Here is a 21,268-nt window from a genome sequence, read left to right as displayed (position 1 = left end):
CGGACCGCGCGGGGAAACGTCGCAGACCCCGCACGCACGCGGCGAACGGGGTCTGCGAAACGGTCGGGCGGGTCAGCCCTGGACGCCGAGCTTCTCCAGGATCAGCTCGCGCACCCGGGCCGCGTCCGCCTGGCCGCGGGTGGCCTTCATGACCGCGCCGACGAGCGCGCCCGCCGCCGCGACCTTGCCACCGCGGATCTTGTCCGCGACGGCCGCGTTGGCGGCGATGGCCTCGTCCACGGCCGCGCCCAGCGCGCCCTCGTCGGAGACGACCTTCAGGCCGCGCTTCTCGACGACGGTGTCCGGGTCGCCCTCGCCCGCGAGGACGCCCTCGATGACCTGGCGGGCCAGCTTGTCGTTGAGGTCGCCCGAGGCGACGAGCTCGGCCACCCGGGCGACCTGCGCCGGGGTGATCGGCAGCTCGTCGAGGCCGCGGCCGGTCTCGTTGGCGTTGCGGGCCAGCTCGCCCATCCACCACTTGCGGGCCTGGTCCGAGGGGGCGCCCGCGTCGGTCGTGGCGACGATCAGGTCGACCGCGCCCGCGTTGAGGATGGACTGCATGTCGTGCTCGGAGACACCCCACTCCTCCTTCAGCCGGTTGCGGCGCACCCGCGGCAGCTCGGGGAGGCCGCCCCGGAGCTCCTCGACCCACTCGCGGGACGGGGCGACCGGCACCAGGTCGGGCTCGGGGAAGTAGCGGTAGTCCTCGGCGTTGTCCTTGATGCGGCCGGCCGTGGTCGAGCCGTCCTCCTCGTGGAAGTGCCGGGTCTCCTGCACGACCGTGCCGCCCGAGGACAGCACTGCGGCGTGGCGCTGGATCTCGAAGCGGGCGGCGCGCTCGACGGAACGCAGCGAGTTCACGTTCTTCGTCTCGGAGCGCGTACCGAAGGTCTCGGTGCCGTTGGGGCGCAGCGACAGGTTGACGTCGCAGCGCATCTGGCCCATCTCCATCCGGGCCTCCGAGACGCCGAGCGCCTTGATGAGCTCGCGGAGCTCGGCGACGTACGCCTTGGCGACCTCGGGGGCGCGGGCGCCCGCGCCCTCGATCGGCTTGGTGACGATCTCGATGAGCGGGATGCCTGCCCGGTTGTAGTCGAGCAGGGAGTGCGAGGCGCCCTGGATGCGGCCGGTGGCACCGCCGACGTGGGTCGACTTGCCGGTGTCCTCCTCCATGTGGGCGCGCTCGATGTGGACCCGGAAGACCTCCCCGTCCTCCAGCTGGACGTCCAGGTAGCCGTCGAAGGCGATCGGCTCGTCGTACTGGGAGGTCTGGAAGTTCTTCGGCATGTCCGGATAGAAGTAGTTCTTCCGGGCGAAGCGGCACCACTCGGCGATCTCGCAGTTCAGCGCGAGGCCGATCTTGATGGCCGACTCGACGCCGATCTCGTTGACGACCGGCAGGGCGCCGGGCAGGCCGAGGCAGACCGGGCAGGTCTGGGAGTTGGCGTCCTGCTTGAGCTCGGTCGAGCAGCCGCAGAACATCTTGGTCTTGGTGCCGAGCTCGACATGGACCTCCAGGCCCATGACGGGGTCGTAGGACGCGAGGGCGTCCTCGTACGACACCAGGTCGGTGACAGTCACGGTGAAACTTCCCTCTCAGCCCAGCAGTACGTCGTCGTCGCCGATGCGCTTGAGCTCGCGCAGCAGCAGGGCGATACCGGTGGCGATGGCGGCGGCGGAGACGACGGCGTCGACGAGTCGGAGCGTGTCGTGCTCGTTGCGGGCCTGCTTGGCCTGCCTGATGACGCCGAGTGCCCCGAAGGCGGTGGTGCCGATGGACAGGTACGTACCGGTCCGGGACTTCTTGAAGCCCTTGGCCTTGGTCAGTGCGCTCACAGTGACGGTGCCTCCTCCAGCAGCGGGTGACCCCACTTTTCCACGAAGGCGGCCTCGACGGCGGCGCCGACCTTGTACAGCCGGTCGTCCTTCATGGCGGGGGCGATGATCTGCAGGCCGACCGGCAGGCCGTCCTCGGGAGCCAGGCCGCAGGGGAGCGACATGGCGGCGTTGCCGGCGAGGTTGGTCGGGATGGTGCAGAGGTCCGCGAGGTACATGGCCATCGGGTCGTCGGCGCGCTCGCCGATCGGGAAGGCGGTGGTCGGTGTCGTCGGGGAGACGATGACATCGACGCCGTCGCCCTGCGCGAAGGCCTTCTCGAAGTCCCGGGTGATCAGGGTGCGGACCTTCTGGGCCGAGCCGTAGTACGCGTCGTAGTAGCCGGAGCTGAGCGCGTACGTGCCGAGGATGACGCGGCGCTTGACCTCGTCGCCGAAGCCGGCCTCGCGGGTGAGCGCGGTGACGTCCTCGGCGGACTTCGTGCCGTCGTCGCCGACCCGCAGGCCGTAGCGCATGGCGTCGAACCGGGCGAGGTTCGAGGAGCACTCGGACGGCGCGATCAGGTAGTACGCGGACAGCGCCAGGTCGAACGACGGGCAGTCCAGCTCGACGATCGTGGCACCGAGCGACTTCAGCAGCTCGACCGACTCGTTGAAGCGCTGGACGACACCCGCCTGGTACCCCTCGCCGGAGAACTGCTTGACGACGCCGATGCGCATGCCGTCGACGCTGCCGTTGCGGGCGGCCTCGACGACCGGCGGGACCGGGGCGTCGATGGACGTGGAGTCCATCGGGTCGTGCCCGGCGATCACCTCGTGCAGCAGGGCCGCGTCCAGGACCGTGCGGGCGCAGGGACCGCCCTGGTCCAGGGAGCTGGAGAACGCCACCATGCCGTAGCGGGAGACGCTGCCGTAGGTGGGCTTGACGCCGACGGTGCCGGTGACGGCGGCGGGCTGGCGGATGGAGCCGCCGGTGTCCGTGCCGATGGCGAGCGGGGCCTCGTACGAGGCGAGGGCGGCCGAGGAGCCGCCGCCGGAGCCGCCCGGGATGCGGGTGAGGTCCCACGGGTTGCCGGTCGGGCCGTAGGCGCTGTTCTCGGTGGAGGACCCCATGGCGAACTCGTCCATGTTGGTCTTGCCGAGGATGACGACGTCGGCGGCCTTCAGCCGCTTGGTGAGCGTCGCGTCGTACGGCGGGATCCAGCCTTCGAGGATCTTGGAACCGACGGTGGTCGGCACGCCCTCGGTGGTGAAGATGTCCTTGAGCGCGAGCGGGACGCCGGCCAGCGGGCCCAGCTTCTCGCCGGCCGCCCGCTTCGCGTCGACGGCACGGGCCTGCGCGAGCGCGCCCTCGCGGTCGATGTGCAGGAAGGCGTGGACCTTCTCGTCGACCGCGTCGATCCGGGCCAGGTGCGCCTCGGTGACCTCGACGGCGGTGAGCTCGCCGGAGGCGATCCTCGCGGCGATCTCGGCGGCGGTGAGCTTGATGATGGTGCTGTTGTCCGTCATGGCTTTCAGTCCTCCCCCAGGATCTGCGGCACCTTGAAACGCTGCTGCTCCTGGGCCGGGGCGCCGGAGAGCGCCTGCTCGGGGGTGAGCGACGGACGGACCTCGTCCGCGCGCATGACGTTGGTCAGCGGCAGCGGGTGGGAGGTCGGCGGTACGTCTTGGTCGGCGACCTCGGAGACGCGGGCGACCGCGCCGATGATGTCGTCGAGCTGACCGGCGAAGTGATCGAGCTCTTCGCCCTTCAGCTCCAGACGCGCCAGCCGGGCGAGGTGGGCGACCTCCTCGCGCGTGATGCCAGGCATGCAGCGATCCTCAGGGGTTGGTGTGTGGTTTTGGCCCAATCCTATGGGGTCGCCCGCGACCGCTCCCGCCACCGGGGCGAAGACCCTGGTCGGGCGGGAGATCCGGCCCCTCGGGGGCGCGCACCCGGCCGCGCCGCGGGTGCGCGCCGGACGACGCCCGCCCGCCGGCCGAGGACGTCCCCGCGTCAGGTCGTCGCGGGCCGTGAATCGACCGCCCGCCCCGGCGGCCGTTGCTCCAGCTCGGGGTTCTTGGCCACCGCAGCGGCCGCTGCCGCCGCGGCCGCGGCGGCCAGCTCGGCCGGCCTGCGCCACCCGTGCTCGCCCCGCGCCCGCAGCCAGGCCGTCGTCTCCTGCGGCGGCATCGCCGCGGCCACCAGCCAGCCCTGCACCGCGTCGCAGCGCAGATCGCGCAGCCGCTCCCAGGTCACGTCGTCCTCGACGCCCTCCGCGACCACCAGCAGGCCCAGCGAATGCGCGAGGTCGATGGTGCAGCGGACAATCTCCGCGTCCTCGTTGTCGACGGCGAGACGGGCCACGAACGACCGGTCGATCTTCAACTCGCTGACCGGGAGCCGACGCAGGTGGACCAGGGAGGAGTAGCCGGTGCCGAAGTCGTCGAGGGACATCTTCACGCCGTGCCCGGTGAGTCCGGCCAGGGTGTCGGCCGCACGCTGCGGGTCCTCCAGCAGCACGTGCTCCGTTATCTCCAACTGGAGCGCCCCGGCAGGCACGCCGTGCCGGGCGAGCCGGGCCGCGACGCCGCCCGCGAAACCGGGGGTGTGGACGTCGCGCGGGGAGACGTTGACCGCGACCGGGACGAACAGCCCCTGCGCCCGCCACCGGGCGACCTGGGCCAGCGCCGTCTCCAGGACGTACTCGGTGAGGTGCGGCATCAGCCCGGACGACTCGGCGATGGCGATGAACTCGTCCGGGGGAACCCGGCCGCGCTCCGGGTGCACCCAGCGCACCAGGGCCTCCAGGCCCGCCACCTGGCCGTCGAAGCGGACCTTCGGCTGGTAGTGGAGTTCCACCTCACCGGCGTCCAGCGCGCGGCGCAGGTCACCGAGGAGCCCGAGCCGGTCGGGGGTGTTGCTGTCCCGCTTCGACTCGTACACCTCGACGCCCGTGCGGTCGCGCTTGGCCTGGTACATCGCCACGTCGGCCCGGCGGAGCAGCCCTTCGGCGTCCGGCGCGTGGTCCGGGTGGACGGCGACACCGGCGCTGGCCTCCAGCACCAGGGTCAGGCCGTCCAGGTCCAGCGGGGAGGACAGTTCCGCGACGAGGTGGCGGGCCACCCGCTGGGCGCTGGTGGTGGAGTCGGTGGTCGGCAGCAGCACGGCGAACTCGTCGCCCCCGAGCCGCGCCGCCTCCGCCCCGCGCGGCAGCGCGAGCTTGAGCCGCTCCGCTATCTGGAGGAGCAACCGGTCCCCCGCCAGATGGCCGAGGGTGTCGTTCACCGCGCGGAACCGGTCGAGGTCGATCAGGACGAGTGCGGATCTGGCCCCGATGGCTTCGGCGTCCTCCAGCGCCGTCCAGATGCGCTCCAGCAGCCACTGCCGGTTGGGAAGTCCGGTGAGCGGGTCGCGCAACTGCTCCTCGGCCCGGGCGCGGGCGATCCAGAGGGTGGAGTCCAGGGCGATGAGCGGGACCGCGAAGAGCGGCAGGAGCACGGGCATGGCCGTCGCGACGACGCAGATCAGCGGCGCGATGCCGAGCAGCGCCACCACGACGAGGCCCTGCCGCAGCAGCGCGGTGCGGGCGACGGTCGGCAGTCCGTTGCCCTGGGGCGTCCCCGCGTACCACAGCAGGGCACGGGTGACCAGAAGGTAGGTGGTGGCGGCGAGCAGGACCTCGGGAACGGCGGCGATGCCCCAGTCGAGTGGCTGCCAGGGCGACTCGACGGTCTGGACGTCGCCGAACGCGGCGAGCACCAGGGCCGCCGCGGCTATCCCCAGGATGTCCACGGCGCCGTGCAACAGCCCCTGCCACCAGCGGTGTCTGCGGGCCACTCCGACGAGCACGACGACGACCAGGCTGACCAGACCGGCGGGCACCCAGCCGTAGAGGAGCAGTACGGCGAGCGTCAGGGCGGCCCCGGAACCGGTGCCGCCCCACCAGCGATCGCGTCCGAGCGCCACCAGATGGCCGACGATCACGCCGGTGAGGACGGCGAGGGACCAGCCGACCTCACCGGCGGGAAAGAGTGCGTGTCCTTCGTTCAGAGTCCGGTAGAAACCGGTCGTGATCAGAAGGAAGGCGAACGCCACGACGACGGCACTCACTTTGGGGGTGAGGCCGACGAAACCTTGCAGCCGCGACACCGGTGCGGCGCTCTCGGTCGGTTTCATTCCGTCCCTCTCACAGCCGGCGGTGCCGATGTCACCCGACGATTCAGCCCCATGCCACCGCGCCCCGGTCTCCGCCCGTGGCCGGGCGTGGCAGGCGCACATCTCAACAGTAGGCCGCGAAGGGCCGCCAGGGGCAGCGCTCGGCAGCTCTTGCCCGAATGCGAACCGACCGTCCGTGAGCATCCGATATGCGCTGTTCGGGTGAACTCCCCTTCCCGATGACGACACTTGCCCCCGTACGCGCCTCCACAACCTTTCCGCTCAATTTTGTTCAGGAATCAAACGCGGATCGCCCCCTCCCGATCCCTCCGTCAACGCAGAGCACCCCTCTGCCAGCGGAGACCGCCCTTCCATCCGCGAAGTTTCGCCCCTTCGACCACAAATGCCCATCTCCGGCCGCGAATGCCCGTCCACAGATGTCCGTCCACGACTGCGGATGCCCGTGTCCGACCGGGGATGCCAGTCCCCGGTTGCGCCGCCGTCCGGCGGAGGGCGCGTCCCCTTCAGCGCCCACCCGGCGACGGTCCGCCCCGACGACCCGCCCCCGATGCCCCGCCCCCGACGGTCCGTTCCGGCGGCCATCCGTCCCGGCCGGCCGGACAGTTGACGGCGACTTGTCCTATTCCGTCGGTTCCTCGACGGGGACGGCCGACTCGCGTGCGGCATCGGGCCCCTGTTCGAGCAGCACGGTGAAGCCGTCCTCGTCGAGGACGGGCACCTTCAGCTGCATCGCCTTGTCGTACTTCGAGCCGGGGTTGTCGCCGACGACCACGAAGGAGGTCTTCTTCGAGACGGAGCCCGTGACCTTCGCCCCGCGGCTCTGGAGCGCCTCTTTCGCGCCATCCCTGGTGTGGCCGGACAGGGTGCCGGTGACGACGACGGTGAGCCCTTCGAGCGGGCGCGGTCCCGTGTCCTCCCCCGCCTCCTCGTCGGCCATCCGGACACCGGCCTCCCGCCACTTGCGCAGGATCTCCCGGTGCCAGTCCTCGGCCAGCCACTGCTTCACCGATGCGGCGATGATCGCCCCCACCCCGTCGGCCTCGACCAGCTCCTGCTCGGTGGCCTCGTCGATCCGGTCGATGGACCGGAACTGGCGCGCCAACTCCGCGGCCGCGATCGGCCCCACGTGCCGGATGGACAGCCCGGTGAGGATCCTGGCCAGCGGCGCCTCCTTGGCCGCGGCGATGGCGTCGAGCATGGCGAGGGCGTTCTTCTTCGGCTCGCCCTGCTGGTTGGCGAAGACCCAGGCGGTCTTCTCCTCGCCGGTCTTCGGGTCGCGCCTGGGCAGTCCGCTGTCCGGGTCGAGGACGTAGGCCCGGATCGGCAGCAGCTGTTCGACGGTAAGGCCGAAGAGGTCGCCCTCGTCGCGCAGCGGCGGCTCGGCGGGCTCCAGCGGCTTGGTCAGCGCGGCTGCCGCCACATAGCCGAAGTGGTCGATGTCGAGGCTCTTGCGGCCCGCGAGATAGGCGACGCGCTCCCGCAACTGCGCAGGGCAGGAACGCGCGTTGGGGCAGCGGACGTCGACGTCCGCCTCCTTCATGGGCTTCAGCTCCGTGCCGCACTCCGGGCAGTGCGTCGGCATCACGAACTCCCGCTCGGTGCCGTCGCGCAGATCGACGACCGGGCCGAGGATCTCCGGGATCACGTCACCGGCCTTGCGGAGCACCACCGTGTCCCCGATCAGGACGCCCTTCGCCTTCACCACGTTCTGGTTGTGCAGGGTGGCGAACTCGACCTCGGAGCCCGCCACCTCGACCGGCTCGACCTGCGCGTACGGCGTGACCCTGCCGGTGCGGCCGACGCCGACGCGGATGTTCACCAGCTTGGTGTTGACCTCCTCCGGCGGGTACTTCCAGGCGATCGCCCAGCGCGGGGCGCGCGAGGTGGAGCCGAGCCGGCCCTGGAGCGGGATCTCGTCGAGCTTGACGACGACGCCGTCGATCTCGTGCTCCACGGAGTGCCGGTTCTCCCCGTAGTACGCGATGAACTCCCGTACCCCGTCGAGGGAGTCCACCACCCGGTTGTGCCTCGCGGTGGGCAGGCCCCATTCGTGCAGCAGCTCGTAGGCGTGCGAGAGCCGGTCGATCTCGAAGCCCTCGCGGGCACCGATGCCGTGCACCACCATGTGCAGCGGTCGGGTGGCGGTGACCTTCGGGTCCTTCTGCCGCAGCGAACCGGCCGCCGCGTTGCGCGGGTTGGCGAACGGCTTGTCGTCGGCCGCGACGAGCCGGGCGTTGAGCTCCTCGAAGGCGTGCATCGGGAAGAAGACCTCGCCGCGGATCTCGACCAGCTCCGGGATCCGGTCGCCCTTCAGCCGGTGCGGGATCTCGGCGATCGTGCGGACGTTGGGGGTGATGTCCTCACCGGTGCGCCCGTCGCCCCGGGTCGCCGCCCGGGTCAGGCGCCCGTGTTCGTAGGTGAGGTTGACCGCGAGGCCGTCGACCTTCAGCTCGCACAGGAAGTGGTGGTCGGGGGTACCGACGTCCTTGGCGATCCGCTCGCCCCATGCGGCAAGCTCCAGGTCGTCGAAGGCGTTGTCCAGCGACAGCATCCGCTCCCGGTGCTCGACGGAGGTGAATTCCGTCTGGTACGGACCCGCGACCTTCTGCGTCGGCGAGTCCGGCGTGCGCAGCTGCGAGTACGTCTCCTCCAGGCCCTCCAGCTCGCGCATCAGCCGGTCGAACTCGGCGTCGCTCACGACCGGCTGGTCCTTCACGTAATACCGGAAGCGGTGCTCCTCGATCTGCTCGGCGAGGAGCGCGTGCCGCTCCCGGGCCTCCGCGGGCGCCGTCGTCTGCTGTTCGCCGGCCATGGTCTCGTCCTCCCGTTACCCGTTGCCCCGTCACTCAGGGTTGTCTGCGAGCGATTTCGCGGCCCGGGCGCAGTGGGCGAGCGCGGCGCGCGCGTAGGAGGGCGAGGCGCCCGCCAGCCCGCACGACGGGGTGATCACCACGGACTGCCTCAGCGTCCCCGGATTCAGCCCCAGCCTGCGCCACAGCGTCCTGACACCCATGACGCTACCGCCCGGGTCCGACAATCCGCCCGAGGCCGGGTCGGTGCCCGGCACCACCCCGAGGAAGAGCCGGGTGCCGCCCTCGACCGCTTCCCCGATCGCCTCCTCCTCACGCTCGGTGAGCAGACCGAAGTCGAACGAGATGCCGTCGGCCCCGGCCCTGCGGAGCAGGGCGAACGGCACGTCGGGGGCGCAGCTGTGCACGACGGTCGCCCCGTCCCCGGCCGCGGCCAGGACGTCGCGCAGGGCGCCCTCCACGACCTGCCGGTCCACGGCCCGGTGGGTGCGGTAGCCGCTCGCCGTCCGGATCTGTCCGCGCAGCACACCCGTCAGCGACGGTTCGTCGAGCTGGAGGATCACGTCGGCGCCCGGCATCCGGCGCCGTACCTCCGCGAGATGGGCGCGGAGCCCCTCCGCGAGGGAGGCCGTCAGGTCCCGGCAGGCGCCCGGGTCGCCGAGGGCGGCCTCGCCGCCACGCCGTTCCAGCGCCGCGGCCAGCGTCCAGGGGCCGACGGCCTGGACCTTGAGCGGTCCCTCGTAGCCCTGGGTGAACTCCTCCAGGGCGTCGAGGTCCTCGCCGAGCCAGGACCTGGCCCGGCGGGTGTCCCGGCCGGGCCGGTCGCTGACCCGCCAGCCGCTGGGCTCCACATGGCCGTACAGGTCGACGAGCAGCCCGACGGTCCGCCCGATCATGTCCGCGCCGGGTCCGCGGGCCGGGAGTTCCGCCAGGTACGGCACTCCCTCACCGTTCCCGAAGGACCCGGTGACGGTCTTCGCCGCCTCCCTCGCGTCTCCGCCGGGCATGGAACCGATCCCGGTGGCCGGGCAATCGCTGAACTTGTTCGTCTCGCTCACGGGGGAAGCCTAAGGGCGTGCGCCGAAAGCGGCGTCGTCCGCCCGGAGGGCGGGGCCGGGGACGTCCGGCACACGCCCCAAAGGGCCTCGGGAACGGGAGGCAGCGGGCTCCCGGTGTTCCCGGCTCAGCGGCCGGGACGCACCGTGAGGTCGTTGACCTCCGCGTCGCGCGGCAGGTCGACGGCCATCAGAATCGTGGTGGCGACCGACTCCGGGTCGATCCAGCGTGAGGGGTCGTACTCCTTGCCCTCCTGCTGGTGCACCTTGGCCTGCATGGGGCTGGCGGTGCGTCCCGGGTAGACGGAGGTCACCCGGACCCCGTTCGCGTGCTCCTCGTGGCGCAGCGCGTCGGCCAGCGCCTTCAGGCCGTGCTTGCTCGCGGCGTACGCGCCCCATTCGGCGTGCGCGGCGAGGCCGGCACCCGAGTTCACGAAGACGACGTGGCCCTGGGCGACCCGCAGCTGCGGCAGGAGGAGCCGGGTCAGCTCGGCGGGTGCGACAAGGTTGGCGTTGAGCTGGAAGTGCCATGCCTTGGGCGTGAGGTCGCCGATCGAGCCGAGTTCGACGACGCCCGCGACGTGCAGCAGCGTGTCGACCCGCTCCGGCATCGCCTGCTGGGCGAACGCCCAGGACAGCCGGTCCGGGTTGCCGAGGTCGCCGACGAGCGTGCGGGCACCGGGGTGGAGCACCGCCAGTTCCTTGGCACGGGCGGCGTCCCGGGCCAGCAGCACGGCCTCGTCGCCGCGTTCCAGAAGACGACGGGTGACGGCTGCGCCGATGCCGGAACCGGCACCGGTGATCACATGGGTGGGCATGGCACCCATGTTCTCACCCCGCCGGGCCGCCCGGCCTCCTTGCCCGTCGGGTCACTGCAGGCCGGACCATTCCTCCAGGTAGGCCAGGGCGCCCACGCCGTCCTTCGCGAAGAACACCAGGTCGGTGAGCGGGACGGGCAGGAAGCCCTCGTCCTCCATGCGCTGGAACTGCTGGCGCAGCCCGTCGTAGAAGCCCGCGGTGTTCAGCAGGACCACCGGCTTGTCGTGCTTGCCGTGCTTCTTCAGTTCCAGGATCTCGGTCGCCTCGTCGAGCGTCCCGGTACCGCCGACCATGATCACGATCGCGTCGGCCTTCTCCAGGAGCAGCGCCTTGCGCTCGGCGAGATCGCGGGCGATCACCATCTCGTCGGCGTTGGTGCGGGCCTTCGCGGCGAGGAAGTCGACCGACACGCCGACCAGCCGTCCGCCCGACTCCTGCACGCCGTCGGCGACGACCTTCATCAGTCCGCTCTCCGACCCTCCCCAGACCAGGGTGTGCCCGCCCCTGCCGATCAGTTCGGCGAATTCGCGGGCGGGGCGGGTGTAGCGGTCGTCGAGGTCGGCGGCGGAGAGGAAGACGCAGATGTTCATGCGGCAACCGTAGAGGCAGGCACCGACAGCCCCGCCCATGGGGCCCGGTTCCGGCCATCGGCACGGGAACGCGGCGGGGCACGGGAAGAAACCGGCCCGCGCCCCGGCTGAACCGGACATGACCTCCACACAGGGACACCACATCACCGTAGAGCGCGGCACCGAGCACGTACGGGTGGTCCGCGACGGGCGGGTGCTCGCCGAGAGCCGCCGCCCGCTCGTGCTGCGCGAGACCGGCTGTCCGGTCCGCCACTACCTCCCGCCCGAGGACGTCCGTACCGAACTCCTGACCCCCTCCGCCACCCGGACCCACTGCCCCTTCAAGGGCGACGCCTCCTACTGGTCGTTGCCGGACGCGCCCGATCTCGTCTGGGCGTATCCGGAGCCGAAGCCGGACGTCGCCGCGATCAAGGACCACTTCTGCTTCTACGACACCGAGATCGTCGGCGGCTGACCGCGGCCGGGAGGCCGCCGCCTCCGGCCCGCCACCTGCCGGAACGAGGAATCGCAAAAAATCTTCGACCGGAGCGATGAGTTCGCCCCGCGGGCACGGTCTGCCCTCGCATGGACAAGACTCTCTCCCGCGACGGCACCGTGATCGCTCATCGGCGCCGGGGTGAAGGCCCGCCGGTGATCCTGGTCGGCGGGGCATTGAGCACGGCGGAGACCGAGGCGCCCCTGGCCCGCCTCCTCGCGCCGCGTTTCGCCGTGGTCACGTACGACAGACGCGGCCGCGGCGCCAGCGGCGACGACAGGCCGTACGCGGTGGAGCGCGAGGTCGAGGACCTCGCCGCGCTGGTGACCGCGGCGGGCGGGAGCGCCTCGGTGTTCGGCGTGGGGGCCGGCGGGGCGCTGGCCCTGGAGGCCGCGGCCGCCGGAGTGCCGATCGACCTGCTGGCGGTGTACGAACCGCCGTACACCCCCGGCGCCGCGGGGTCGCATTTCAAGGCAGGCTGCACGGCTCGGCTGGACCGGTTGCTCTCCGCCGGGGACCGGGCCGGTGCCGTGGAGCTGTTCCTCTCCGTGACGGGCGTGCCGACCGACACGATCGCCCGGATGCGCCGCACGCCGCTGTGGCACGGCCTGGTGTCCTCGGCGCACACCCTGGCCTACGACGACGCGCTGCTCGGTGACGGCTCGATCCCGGCCGCGCGCCTCGCCGCCGTCGGGGCGCGCACCCTGGTGGTCTGCGGCGGTTCCAGTCCCGCCCGCGCCGGACTGGCAACCCGCGCCCTCGCGGACGCCGTCCCGCGCGCCCGCCACCGCACCCTGACGGGCCAGACCCGCGATCTGGCACCGCATGCGATCGCCCCGGTGCTGGCGGACTTCTTCGCCGGGGACGCACACCTGGTGCGCCGGGCCTCCTGACCCGGCGGTTCCGTCCCGCGCCGTCACACCCGCACAGCGGTCACGCCCGTACAGGGGTCGGACGTGGCCGCGCGGTACCCGGGGCGCTCGCCCCGCGGCGGTCCGGCCGGTCGCGCCCGGCCGGTCAGCCGGACGTCGCCGCGGTCCGCCGCGCCGTCGTGGCGATGGTCGCCGATCCGACGACGCGGGTGCCGTCGTACAGGACGATCGCCTGGCCGGGGGCCACGCCGCGGACCGGTTCGGTGAAGGTGACGTCCAGGGTGCCGTCGACGAGTTCCGCCGTCACCTCGGTCTCGCCGCCGTGGGCGCGGAGCTGGGCGGTGTACGTGCCGGGGCCGGCCGGGGCGGTGCCGCACCAGCGGGGCTTGATGGCGGTGAGCGCGGTGACGTCGAGGGCCTCGGCCGGACCGACCGTGACCGTGTTGTTCACCGGGGAGATGTCCAGGACGTAGCGCGGTTTGCCGTCGGGGGCGGGGTGGCCGATGCGCAGGCCCTTGCGCTGGCCGATGGTGAAGCCGTACGCGCCGTCGTGGGTGCCGAGCTTGGTGCCCGCCTCGTCGACGATGTCGCCCTCGGCGGTGCCGAGGCGGCTCGCCAGGAAGCCCTGGGTGTCGCCGTCGGCGATGAAGCAGATGTCGTGGCTGTCCGGCTTCTTGGCGACGGCCAGGCCGCGGCGCTCGGCCTCGGCGCGGATCTCGTCCTTGGTGGTGAGGGTGTCGCCGAGCGGGAACATCGCGTGGGCGAGCTGCTTCTCGTCGAGGACACCGAGGACGTACGACTGGTCCTTGGCCATGTCGGAGGCGCGGTGCAGCTCACGGCCGCCGTCCTCGTTCAGGACAACGGTGGCGTAGTGGCCGGTGCACACGGCGTCGAAGCCGAGCGCGAGGGCCTTGTCGAGCAGCGCGGCGAACTTGATCTTCTCGTTGCAGCGCAGGCACGGGTTGGGGGTGCGACCCGCCTCGTACTCGGCGACGAAGTCGTCGACGACGTCCTCGCGGAAGCGTTCCGCCAGATCCCAGACGTAGAACGGGATGCCGATGACGTCCGCCGCGCGGCGGGCGTCGCGGGAGTCCTCGATCGTGCAACAGCCGCGCGCCCCGGTGCGGAAGGACTGCGGGTTCGCGGAGAGGGCGAGGTGCACACCGGTCACGTCGTGCCCCGCCTCGGCGGCGCGGGCCGCGGCGACGGCGGAGTCGACGCCGCCCGACATGGCGGCGAGCACACGGAGGGGGCGCTGGGGAGTCTGAGTCATAGCTCTCCCAGGGTACGGGGCGGCGGGAACCGAACGCCCACGGATATGCGTTGGGGATCACATGGGCAGCAAGGGGTCGGCGGGCGGCGGGCCGTCCGCGGCGGCGAATTCCGGGCACGGCATCAGTCGGCGCGGGCTGCTGATCGGCGCCGCCGTCACGGCCGCCGCGGCGGGCGCGGCCGTGCTGGCACGGGACGAGCTGGAGCGGGCCTGGTGGCGGCTGCCGGGGGTGGAGAAGCCCCGGAAGCCCGGCGAGGTGGATTACGCGAGCGCCGAGTGGATAGCGGCGTCCTCGGCGAACTGGCGGCGGGCCGACCGCCCCGACGACTACGTGATCGACCGGGTCGTCGTCCATGTCACCCAGGGCAGCTATCAAAGCGCGGTGAAGGTCTTCCAGGACCCGGGCCACGGGGCGGCGGCGCACTACGTGGTACGCCGGGACGGTCATGTGGCGCAGATGATCCGTGAGCTGGACGTGGCGTTCCACGCGGGGAACAGGTCGTACAACGAGCGCAGTGTCGGCATCGAGCACGAGGGTTTCGTGGACCGGCCGCAGGATTTCACCGCGGAGATGTACGGGGCCTCGGCCCGGCTGACGGCCGTGATCTGCGGGCGGTACGGGATACCGGTCGACCGCGAGCACATCGTCGGGCACGTGGAGGTCCCGGGCACGGACCACACCGACCCCGGGAAGCACTGGGACTGGGACCGGTATCTGAAGCTGGTCCGCGCGGCGGCGCGCACGTCCACCGCCTGACGGCCCGCCCGGCCTCGTAGGAGTGCGGCCCGGGGCGTTCCGGGACCGGGGGGCGGGCAGGGACCCGGGCCCCGGCCGGACGGGGGCCGTTCCGGCCCGGCGGTCGCGGTCCGCTCAGCTGAGCCCCGCCGTGCGGGCCCGCTCGACCGCCGGACCGATCGCGCGGGCCACCTCGTCGATGTCCTGCTCGGTCGACGTGTGGCCGAGCGAGAAGCGCAGGGTGCCCCGGGCCAGGTCCGGTTCGGTGCCGGTGGCCAGCAGGACGTGGCTGGGCTGGGCGATCCCCGCGGTGCACGCGGAACCGGTGGAGCATTCGATGCCCTGGGCGTCCAGCAGCAGGAGCAGCGAGTCGCCCTCGCAGCCCGGGAAGGTGAAGTGTGCGTTGGCGGCCAGCCTGCCGCCCGGCGCCGGGTCGCCGCCGAGGACGGCGTCGGGGACGGCCGCTCGTACCGCGGCGACGAGGTCGTCCCGGAGCCCGCCGATCCTGTGCGCGAACTCCTCGCGGTTGTCGGCGGCCATGCGCCCCGCGACGGCGAACGCGGCGATGGCGGGCGTGTCGAGGGTGCCCGAGCGGACGTGCCGTTCCTGGCCGCCGCCGTGGAGCACGGGCACGGGGGTGTACTCGCGGCCGAGCAGCAGCGCGCCGATGCCGAACGGTCCGCCGATCTTGTGCGCGCTCACCGTCATCGCGGCAAGCCCGGACCGGGCGAAGTCGACATCCAGCTGCCCGAACGCCTGCACCGCGTCGGCGTGCATCGGGACGTCGAACTCGCGGGCCACGTCGGCGAGTTCACGTACCGGCATGACGGTGCCGATCTCGTTGTTGGCCCACATCACGGTGACCAGCGCGATGTCGCCCGGGTCGCGGAGGATCGCCTCGCGCAGGGCATCGGCGTGGACGCGCCCGTGCCGGTCGACGGGAAGGTACTCGACGTTCGCGCCCTCGTGCTCGGCGAGCCAGTCGACGGCGTCGAGCACGGCGTGGTGCTCGACCGGGCTGGCCAGCACCCGGGTGCGGCGCGGCTCGGCGTCGCGGCGGGCCCAGTACAGGCCCTTCACCGCGAGGTTGTCGGCCTCGGTGCCCCCGGAGGTGAAGACCACCTCGCTGGGGCGCGCGCCGAGGGCGTCGGCGAGGGTTTCTCTCGACTCCTCGACGGTACGACGGGCCCGGCGCCCCGCGGCGTGCAGCGAGGACGCGTTGCCCGCGACGGCGAACTGGGCGGTCATCTCGGCGATCGCTTCGGGAAGCATCGGCGTGGTCGCGGCGTGGTCGAGGTATGCCATGGTGGGGCCGATTCTACGAGCCCGCCCACCCACCCGTGGCGGGGCGTATCCCGGGCGCACCGCTGCCCGGCGTCCGCGCACGGGACGGGTCGCCCGCCCGAGCACGACGATCCGGAACCCGGCGGGGCCGACGGGACGGCGCCGCGGACCGGAACCGGCGCCCCGGACGACCCACCCGTCAGCCGGCGAAGTTCCAGGAGACGGTGCCGGAGGCGGTGAACAGCACGGCCAGCACGACGAGGTCGGCGATGCCGAGCACGAGCCCGAGCAGGGCACGGCCGCGGCGCGTGGTGGAGCGGCCGAGCGCGAGGGCCGCCATGACGATCGCGGCCGGACCGAGCAGGATGTTCATCACCAGCAGGCCGACGAGCCCGAGCACGAAGGAGGCGACGGCAAGTGCGTCGGCGTCCCGTTCGCGGCTTCCGCGGGCATCGCTGCTGCCGCGCCCACCGGACCGGGGCCCGGCTGCGACCCCGGATTCCGCACCGGCACCGGGTCCGGTGTCGCCGTGGGTGTCGCTGCGGGTGGCGGGTTCGTCGGCGGCACCGTCGCCGGTCTCCGCGGCGGGGCATCGCAGGAGCGTGGTGAGGGTCATGGCATGAGCTCCTTCGTTCCTGTGCGTGGTCGGGAGCGGTTCGGCCGCCGCGCCGGGGCCGGACCGGCGGTCATCGGGGCCTTCGCCTGCCGCAGGCCCGTTCCCGCACGGCGAAGATCAGCAGCCAACAGCCGATCACGGCGGCGAGCGCGAAGCTCAGCGGAAGCGGAATCTGGACCACGGCTCCGAGCACGAGTCCGAGCAGGAGCAGGGCGGCGACCAGGGCGATCATGTTCAGCCTTTCTGCGGGCCCTTCACGAGCCTTTGAGATTACGACTGTTCACTGACTCCTCAGTCTAGACCCGCATCGTCCTTCCCCACTCAGGAGAACAGTTGTTTACTGAATGGCATGAGTCACACCGACGGCGTCCGCCGGACCCAGAAGCTGAGGACCCGCCAGGGGCTGCTGGACGCCGCGCTCGGACTGCTGGAGCATCAGAGCCTCAGCAGCCTGGGGCTGCGCGAGGTGACCCGGGCCGCGGGTGTCACCCCCACCGCCTTCTACCGGCACTTCGACGACACGGCCGCCCTCGGCGTGGCACTCGTCGAGGAGGCGCTGGAAAGTCTGCACGGGATGATCGGCGCGGTCCTCGACGACACCGGTGACAGCTCCGAACGGCTCGAACGCAGCGTTGAACTGATAGCTCGTCATGTGCGCGAGCAGCCGGCCCACTTCCGCTTCATCGCCCGCGAACAGCACGGCGGCGTGGCACCGGTCCGGGAGGCCATCGCCGCCCAACTGCGGCAGTTCGGCCGCGAGGTGGCGGTCGCCCTCGCCGCGGAGCCGCAGTCGCGGGGCTGGGGCGAGGAAGACCTGTTGATGCTGGGCGGCTTCTACGTCGACCACATGGTGATCACCACCTCGGCACTCCTGGAGGCGGGGCCGGAGGGCGAACGGCAGGTGTTCGCGATGGCCCGCCGACGGCTGAGGCTGATCACGCTCGGCAGGCTCCACTGGCTGGACGACACGGACGGCACGGGCGGCCCCGGACGCCCGTGACCGCACCTCCGGCCCGGACGCCCACGACACCGCACCCTCCGTCCCGGACGACGGACGTCCGGCGGGCCCCACGACCTTCAGGTGCCGGTGCCGGGACCACTGCCGGCCCCGGCCGCACCCCCTCGCTATCCGAGCAGGCCGGGCCGGTAGCCGCCGGCGGGCTGCTGCGTGATGACGTTCAGACGGTTGAAGGCGTTGATCAGGGCGATGAACGCGACCAGCGCGGCGAGCTGGTCCTCGTCGTAGTGCTCGGCGGCGTCGGCCCAGACCTCGTCGCTGACCCCCCCGGCCGCGTCGGCGATGCGGGTGCCCTGCTCCGCGAGCTCCAGCGCGGCACGCTCGGCGTCCGTGAACACCGTGGCCTCGCGCCAGACGGCGACCAGGTTGAGGCGCTCCCATGCCTCCCCGGCGTGCACGGCGTCCTTGCTGTGCATGTCGACGCAGAAGCCGCAGCCGTTGATCTGACTGGCGCGGAGCAGCACCAGCTCCCGCGTCGAGGCCGGGAGTGCCGCGTCCGCGACCGATGTGCCCGCGGAGACGAGGTGCTTCAGGAATCCGGTGGCGACCGGGTTGGTGAAGAGCTTCAGGCGCGCTTCCATGGTGTCCTCCTTGCCGTGACGGGCGATGACACCTCTCTGACGGAAGCCGCCGGGCAGATGTGACACGAGCGGGATGTGGCCCGCACCTCACGGCGGGCACGAACCCGGTGACGGTCGCACCCGCGCCCGACCGCCCTCACCCATCGAGGGCGAGGGCGGGGCGGACCACGCGTCAGGAGCGCGGCGCCCGGGCGAACTGGCGGGACTGGGCCACCAGCCGGTCGGCGCTGTCCCAGACCTCCGCGTCCTCCTCCAGGAAGCCGCCCGCGAAGTTGCGGGTGGTCAGGGAGACGCGCAGCGGGCCCGGGGCGGGGCGGCAGCGGATGTGCGTGGTGAGCTCCACGGTCGGCGTCCACCCCCGGAAGCCCAGCTCGAACGAGGTGGGCGGCAGGGCGTCGACGGTGAGCAGCAGCGAGAGCGGGTCGGGGTCGCGGCCGTCCGCGAGACCGAACCAGCCGCGCATCTCCCCCTTGCCGGACGGAGCACCCACGGCCCAGCCCACCGTTTCCGGGTCGAGCTTGATGTCGAGCCGTTCGGTGATGGCGGAGCCGCCGGCGATGGGGGTCGGGCCGTCGCCCGTGCCGAGGCAGTGCATGGCCGGCGGGATGGCCGGCGGTTTCGCCGAGGTGCGGACATCGTCGGTGAGGGAGTCCAGGTCCCCGTAGGTGGCGAGGACGCGGATGCGCTCGATCTCGGTGCCGTCGTCCGCGAACTGGTAGAGGGACGCCTGCCCGGTCGAGAGCGTGCGCCCGGTGCGGACGGTGCGGGTACGGATCACCGCGGGTCCGGGCACGGACGCCGTGAGGTAGTGCGCGGAGATCGAGAAGGGGTCCGGATGGGGCAGGGCCTCGCCGAGCGCGCGGCCGAGCATGGCCAGCAGATAGCCGCCGTTGACCGCGCGCATGATCGTCCATCCTGCGGAGAGTTCGGCGTCGTAGACGCCTTCCTCGCGGAGGACGACGGCGGTGTCGCGGTCGAACTCGCTGTCCCCGATGATTGCCTGCGCGGTGAGCGCTGCCTCAGCTGCCTGTGCCATGCGATGCACGGTACACCGACAGTATTACTGAGCGGTAGCTTTTTTGGTCGGCCGGGAACCGGGCGACCTCGCACCCGGCCTCGCCACTCCCGGCCCGTCCCGCCGTCGCCGGGGCCGCTCTCAGGTGGCCGCGGACCCCTCCTCGGCCGTCGACGACCGCCGGTTGTAGGCGCGCGGGGCCCGCCAGTGGTAGCGCATCGCGAGCAGCCGCAGCACGAACGTCACGATCACCGCGGCGCCGCTGGTGAGGGCGTTGAGCACGTCGAAGCGGATGCACAGCACGATCATGGCGGCGCCGACGATCGCGGGCACCGCGTACAGGTCGCGGTCCCAGCGCAGCAGCGACGGCACCTCGTTGGCCAGGACGTCGCGCAGCACGCCGCCGCCGACCGCGGTCGCCAGCCCGAGCGCGGCCGACGCGGTGAGGCCGAGGCCGTAGCCGTACGCCTTGACCGTGCCCGTGACGCAGAACAGCCCGAGGCCGGCCGCGTCGAAGACGTTGACGCCCACCTGGATCCGCTCGACGTGCGGGTGCAGGAAGAAGACCAGGGCGGCGGCGAGCAGCGGGGTGGTGAAGTAGCCGAGGTCCGTGAACGCCGCGGGCGGGACCGCCCCGATGACGATGTCACGGAGCAGCCCCCCGCCCAGCGCGGTCACCTCGGCGAGAACCGCGATGCCGAAGACATCGAAGTTCTTGCGTACGGCGAGCAGTGCGCCGGAGATCGCGAAGACGAAGATCCCGGCGATGTCGAGCGCGTGCTGGACGGAGGGCGTGAACAGTTCGTTGAGCACCGGGCAATTGTGCCGGTACTACTCCTTCGGACCGACCTCCGGCGTATCGGACGACGTCGTCCCGGACGAAGGGGCATCGGACGCCGGGGCCTCGGACGCCGGGGCCTCGGGCGCCGGGGTCTCGGGCGCGGCGCCTTCGTCCGTGGCCGATGCCGATGCCTCGTCGGCTCCCGGCTTCTCCACCGAGACGATCTCGATCGCCTCGCGCGCCGCCGCCGTCACCGTCTCCCCCGGCACCTGGTCCGCCGCGTTCTCCGGGTGGTGGCAGGCCACCTGGTGCCCGGTCCGCAGCGCCACCAGCGGCGGTTCCTGCGTCTTGCAGGTCTCCGTCGCCTTCCAGCACCGGGTGTGGAAGCGGCAGCCGCTGGGCGGCGAGATCGGCGACGGCACGTCGCCCTTCAGCAGGATGCGCTCGCTCTTGGCCGACCGGCGCTTCGGGTCCGGGATCGGGACGGCCGAGAGCAGCGCCTTGGTGTACGGGTGCATCGGCGCCTTGTAGAGCGCCTCGCGGTCGGCGAGCTCCACGATCTTGCCGAGGTACATCACCGCGATCCGGTCCGAGACGTGCCGGACGACCGACAGGTCGTGGGCGATGATCACGTAGGTGAGGCCCAGCTCGGTCTGGAGGTCGTCGAGCAGGTTCACCACCTGCGCCTGGATGGAGACGTCCAGCGCCGACACCGGCTCGTCCGCCACGACGAGCTTGGGCTTGAGCGCGAGCGCGCGGGCGATCCCGATGCGCTGGCGCTGGCCGCCGGAGAACTCGTGCGGGTAGCGGTTGTAGTGCTCGGGGTTGAGGCCCACCACCTCCAGCAGCCGCTGCACCTCCTTCTTGACGCCGCCCTCGGGCGTGACGCCCTGGAGTTTGAAGGGGGCGCCCACGATCGTGCCGATCGTGTGCCGCGGGTTCAGCGAGGAGTACGGGTCCTGGAAGATCATCTGCATGTCCCGGCGCATCGGGCGCATCGCCCCGACGCCGAGGTGCGTGATGTCCTGTCCCTCGAACTCGATCTTCCCCGCGGTGGGTTCGAGGAGTCGGGTGATCAGCCGGCCCATCGTCGACTTGCCGCAGCCGGACTCCCCGACGACGCCGAGGGTCTCGCCCGAGTGCACCTCGAAGTCGATCCCGTCGACCGCCTTCACGGCGCCCACGGTGCGCTGGAGCATCCCCTTCTTGATGGGGAAGTGCTTCTGCAGCCCGGTCGCCCTCAGCAGCACCTCGCGGGAGGAGGTGTCCCCGCCCGCCGATGCCGCGTCCCCGGCGGCCCGCTGCCCGGGAACGTCCACACCCTTGTCCTGGCTCGTCACTGCCTTTTC

General features: G+C 72.1%; 21 protein-coding genes. 4 read left to right on the top strand and 17 right to left on the bottom strand.

Annotated elements, in window-relative coordinates; all coding sequences use genetic code 11:
* Positions 1–72: 72 nt before the first annotated feature.
* From gatB to ACFC79_RS03435, 9 genes are all read right to left on the bottom strand, one after another.
* Positions 73–1,581 (bottom strand): Asp-tRNA(Asn)/Glu-tRNA(Gln) amidotransferase subunit GatB, encoded by a 1,509-nt coding sequence (gene gatB, locus ACFC79_RS03475; protein WP_376234570.1) that lies wholly within the window; start codon positions 1,579–1,581, stop codon positions 73–75.
* 15 nt (positions 1,582–1,596) lie between these two features.
* Entirely contained in the window at positions 1,597–1,836 is a 240-nt protein-coding gene (locus tag ACFC79_RS03470) for a hypothetical protein (RefSeq protein WP_376234567.1), read from the bottom strand.
* The gene (gene gatA / locus ACFC79_RS03465; protein WP_376234564.1) at positions 1,833–3,344 is read right to left on the bottom strand and encodes an Asp-tRNA(Asn)/Glu-tRNA(Gln) amidotransferase subunit GatA; all 1,512 of its coding nucleotides are present in this window, start codon (positions 3,342–3,344) and stop codon (positions 1,833–1,835) included. Before gatA ends, ACFC79_RS03470 begins: the two co-directional genes overlap by 4 nt.
* 5 nt (positions 3,345–3,349) lie before the next feature.
* Positions 3,350–3,646: an Asp-tRNA(Asn)/Glu-tRNA(Gln) amidotransferase subunit GatC gene (gene gatC / locus ACFC79_RS03460; protein ID WP_015036350.1), complete on the bottom strand. Its 297-nt coding sequence runs from the start codon at positions 3,644–3,646 to the stop codon at positions 3,350–3,352.
* 185 nt (positions 3,647–3,831) lie between these two features.
* Complete coding sequence (locus tag ACFC79_RS03455) at positions 3,832–6,096, bottom strand: putative bifunctional diguanylate cyclase/phosphodiesterase (RefSeq protein WP_376234560.1); 2,265 nt, start codon at positions 6,094–6,096, stop codon at positions 3,832–3,834.
* 517 nt (positions 6,097–6,613) lie between these two features.
* A complete protein-coding gene (ligA, locus tag ACFC79_RS03450) occupies positions 6,614–8,806 on the bottom strand; it encodes an NAD-dependent DNA ligase LigA (protein ID WP_376234557.1) in 2,193 nt (730 codons plus the stop codon).
* A gap of 30 nt (positions 8,807–8,836) precedes the next feature.
* The gene (locus ACFC79_RS03445; RefSeq protein WP_376234554.1) at positions 8,837–9,862 is read right to left on the bottom strand and encodes a methionine synthase; all 1,026 of its coding nucleotides are present in this window, start codon (positions 9,860–9,862) and stop codon (positions 8,837–8,839) included.
* Between the two features lie 125 nt (positions 9,863–9,987).
* Positions 9,988–10,677: an SDR family oxidoreductase gene (locus ACFC79_RS03440; RefSeq protein ID WP_376234551.1), complete on the bottom strand. Its 690-nt coding sequence runs from the start codon at positions 10,675–10,677 to the stop codon at positions 9,988–9,990.
* A 51-nt stretch (positions 10,678–10,728) separates the two neighbouring features.
* Positions 10,729–11,268, bottom strand: a complete 540-nt coding sequence (locus ACFC79_RS03435; RefSeq protein ID WP_376234548.1) for a TIGR00730 family Rossman fold protein — start codon at positions 11,266–11,268, stop codon at positions 10,729–10,731.
* 118 nt (positions 11,269–11,386) lie between these two features.
* Here ACFC79_RS03435 and ACFC79_RS03430 point away from each other — a divergent pair, with 118 nt between their 5' ends.
* Both ACFC79_RS03430 and ACFC79_RS03425 read left to right on the top strand, forming a co-directional pair.
* Positions 11,387–11,722: a DUF427 domain-containing protein gene (locus ACFC79_RS03430; protein WP_376234545.1), complete on the top strand. Its 336-nt coding sequence runs from the start codon at positions 11,387–11,389 to the stop codon at positions 11,720–11,722.
* 110 nt (positions 11,723–11,832) lie between these two features.
* A complete protein-coding gene (locus ACFC79_RS03425; RefSeq protein ID WP_376234543.1) occupies positions 11,833–12,636 on the top strand; it encodes an alpha/beta fold hydrolase in 804 nt (267 codons plus the stop codon).
* A 124-nt stretch (positions 12,637–12,760) separates the two neighbouring features.
* On the opposite strand, the gene mnmA is transcribed toward ACFC79_RS03425, so the two are convergent.
* Complete coding sequence (mnmA, locus tag ACFC79_RS03420) at positions 12,761–13,888, bottom strand: tRNA 2-thiouridine(34) synthase MnmA (protein ID WP_376234540.1); 1,128 nt, start codon at positions 13,886–13,888, stop codon at positions 12,761–12,763.
* Between the two features lie 61 nt (positions 13,889–13,949).
* On the opposite strand from mnmA, the gene ACFC79_RS03415 reads away from it, so the two are divergent.
* Positions 13,950–14,645 (top strand): N-acetylmuramoyl-L-alanine amidase, encoded by a 696-nt coding sequence (locus ACFC79_RS03415; RefSeq protein WP_376234537.1) that lies wholly within the window; start codon positions 13,950–13,952, stop codon positions 14,643–14,645.
* 114 nt (positions 14,646–14,759) lie between these two features.
* Here ACFC79_RS03415 and ACFC79_RS03410 read toward each other — a convergent pair whose 3' ends face one another.
* The 3 genes from ACFC79_RS03410 to ACFC79_RS03400 all read right to left on the bottom strand — a co-directional run bounded on the left by ACFC79_RS03410 (position 14,760) and on the right by ACFC79_RS03400 (position 16,756).
* Positions 14,760–15,929, bottom strand: a complete 1,170-nt coding sequence (locus tag ACFC79_RS03410) for a cysteine desulfurase family protein (protein WP_376234534.1) — start codon at positions 15,927–15,929, stop codon at positions 14,760–14,762.
* 178 nt (positions 15,930–16,107) lie between these two features.
* Positions 16,108–16,524: a DUF4190 domain-containing protein gene (locus tag ACFC79_RS03405; RefSeq protein ID WP_376234531.1), complete on the bottom strand. Its 417-nt coding sequence runs from the start codon at positions 16,522–16,524 to the stop codon at positions 16,108–16,110.
* A 70-nt stretch (positions 16,525–16,594) separates the two neighbouring features.
* Positions 16,595–16,756 (bottom strand): hypothetical protein, encoded by a 162-nt coding sequence (locus ACFC79_RS03400; RefSeq protein WP_376234528.1) that lies wholly within the window; start codon positions 16,754–16,756, stop codon positions 16,595–16,597.
* Between the two features lie 117 nt (positions 16,757–16,873).
* On the opposite strand from ACFC79_RS03400, the gene ACFC79_RS03395 reads away from it, so the two are divergent.
* On the top strand, positions 16,874–17,524 hold the full coding sequence (locus ACFC79_RS03395; protein ID WP_376234525.1) for a TetR family transcriptional regulator: 651 nt from the start codon (positions 16,874–16,876) through the stop codon (positions 17,522–17,524).
* 125 nt (positions 17,525–17,649) lie between these two features.
* Here ACFC79_RS03395 and ACFC79_RS03390 read toward each other — a convergent pair whose 3' ends face one another.
* The 4 genes from ACFC79_RS03390 to ACFC79_RS03375 all read right to left on the bottom strand — a co-directional run bounded on the left by ACFC79_RS03390 (position 17,650) and on the right by ACFC79_RS03375 (position 21,259).
* Positions 17,650–18,123, bottom strand: coding sequence for a carboxymuconolactone decarboxylase family protein (locus ACFC79_RS03390; protein WP_376234522.1), 474 nt, complete (start codon positions 18,121–18,123; stop codon positions 17,650–17,652).
* Between the two features lie 172 nt (positions 18,124–18,295).
* Positions 18,296–19,159, bottom strand: coding sequence for a thioesterase family protein (locus tag ACFC79_RS03385; protein WP_376234520.1), 864 nt, complete (start codon positions 19,157–19,159; stop codon positions 18,296–18,298).
* 120 nt (positions 19,160–19,279) lie between these two features.
* Positions 19,280–19,951 carry a trimeric intracellular cation channel family protein gene (locus ACFC79_RS03380; RefSeq protein WP_376234518.1) on the bottom strand — a complete coding sequence of 224 codons (672 nt, stop codon included), beginning with the start codon at positions 19,949–19,951 and terminating at the stop codon, positions 19,280–19,282.
* A gap of 18 nt (positions 19,952–19,969) precedes the next feature.
* Positions 19,970–21,259, bottom strand: a complete 1,290-nt coding sequence (locus ACFC79_RS03375; RefSeq protein ID WP_376234516.1) for a dipeptide ABC transporter ATP-binding protein — start codon at positions 21,257–21,259, stop codon at positions 19,970–19,972.
* Between the last annotated feature and the right edge of the window lie 9 nt (positions 21,260–21,268).

The organism is Streptomyces sp. NPDC056061 (assembly GCF_042266885.1).
Lineage (GTDB): Bacteria > Actinomycetota > Actinomycetes > Streptomycetales > Streptomycetaceae > Streptomyces.
This window is presented reverse-complemented; position numbering and strand designations above follow the sequence as displayed.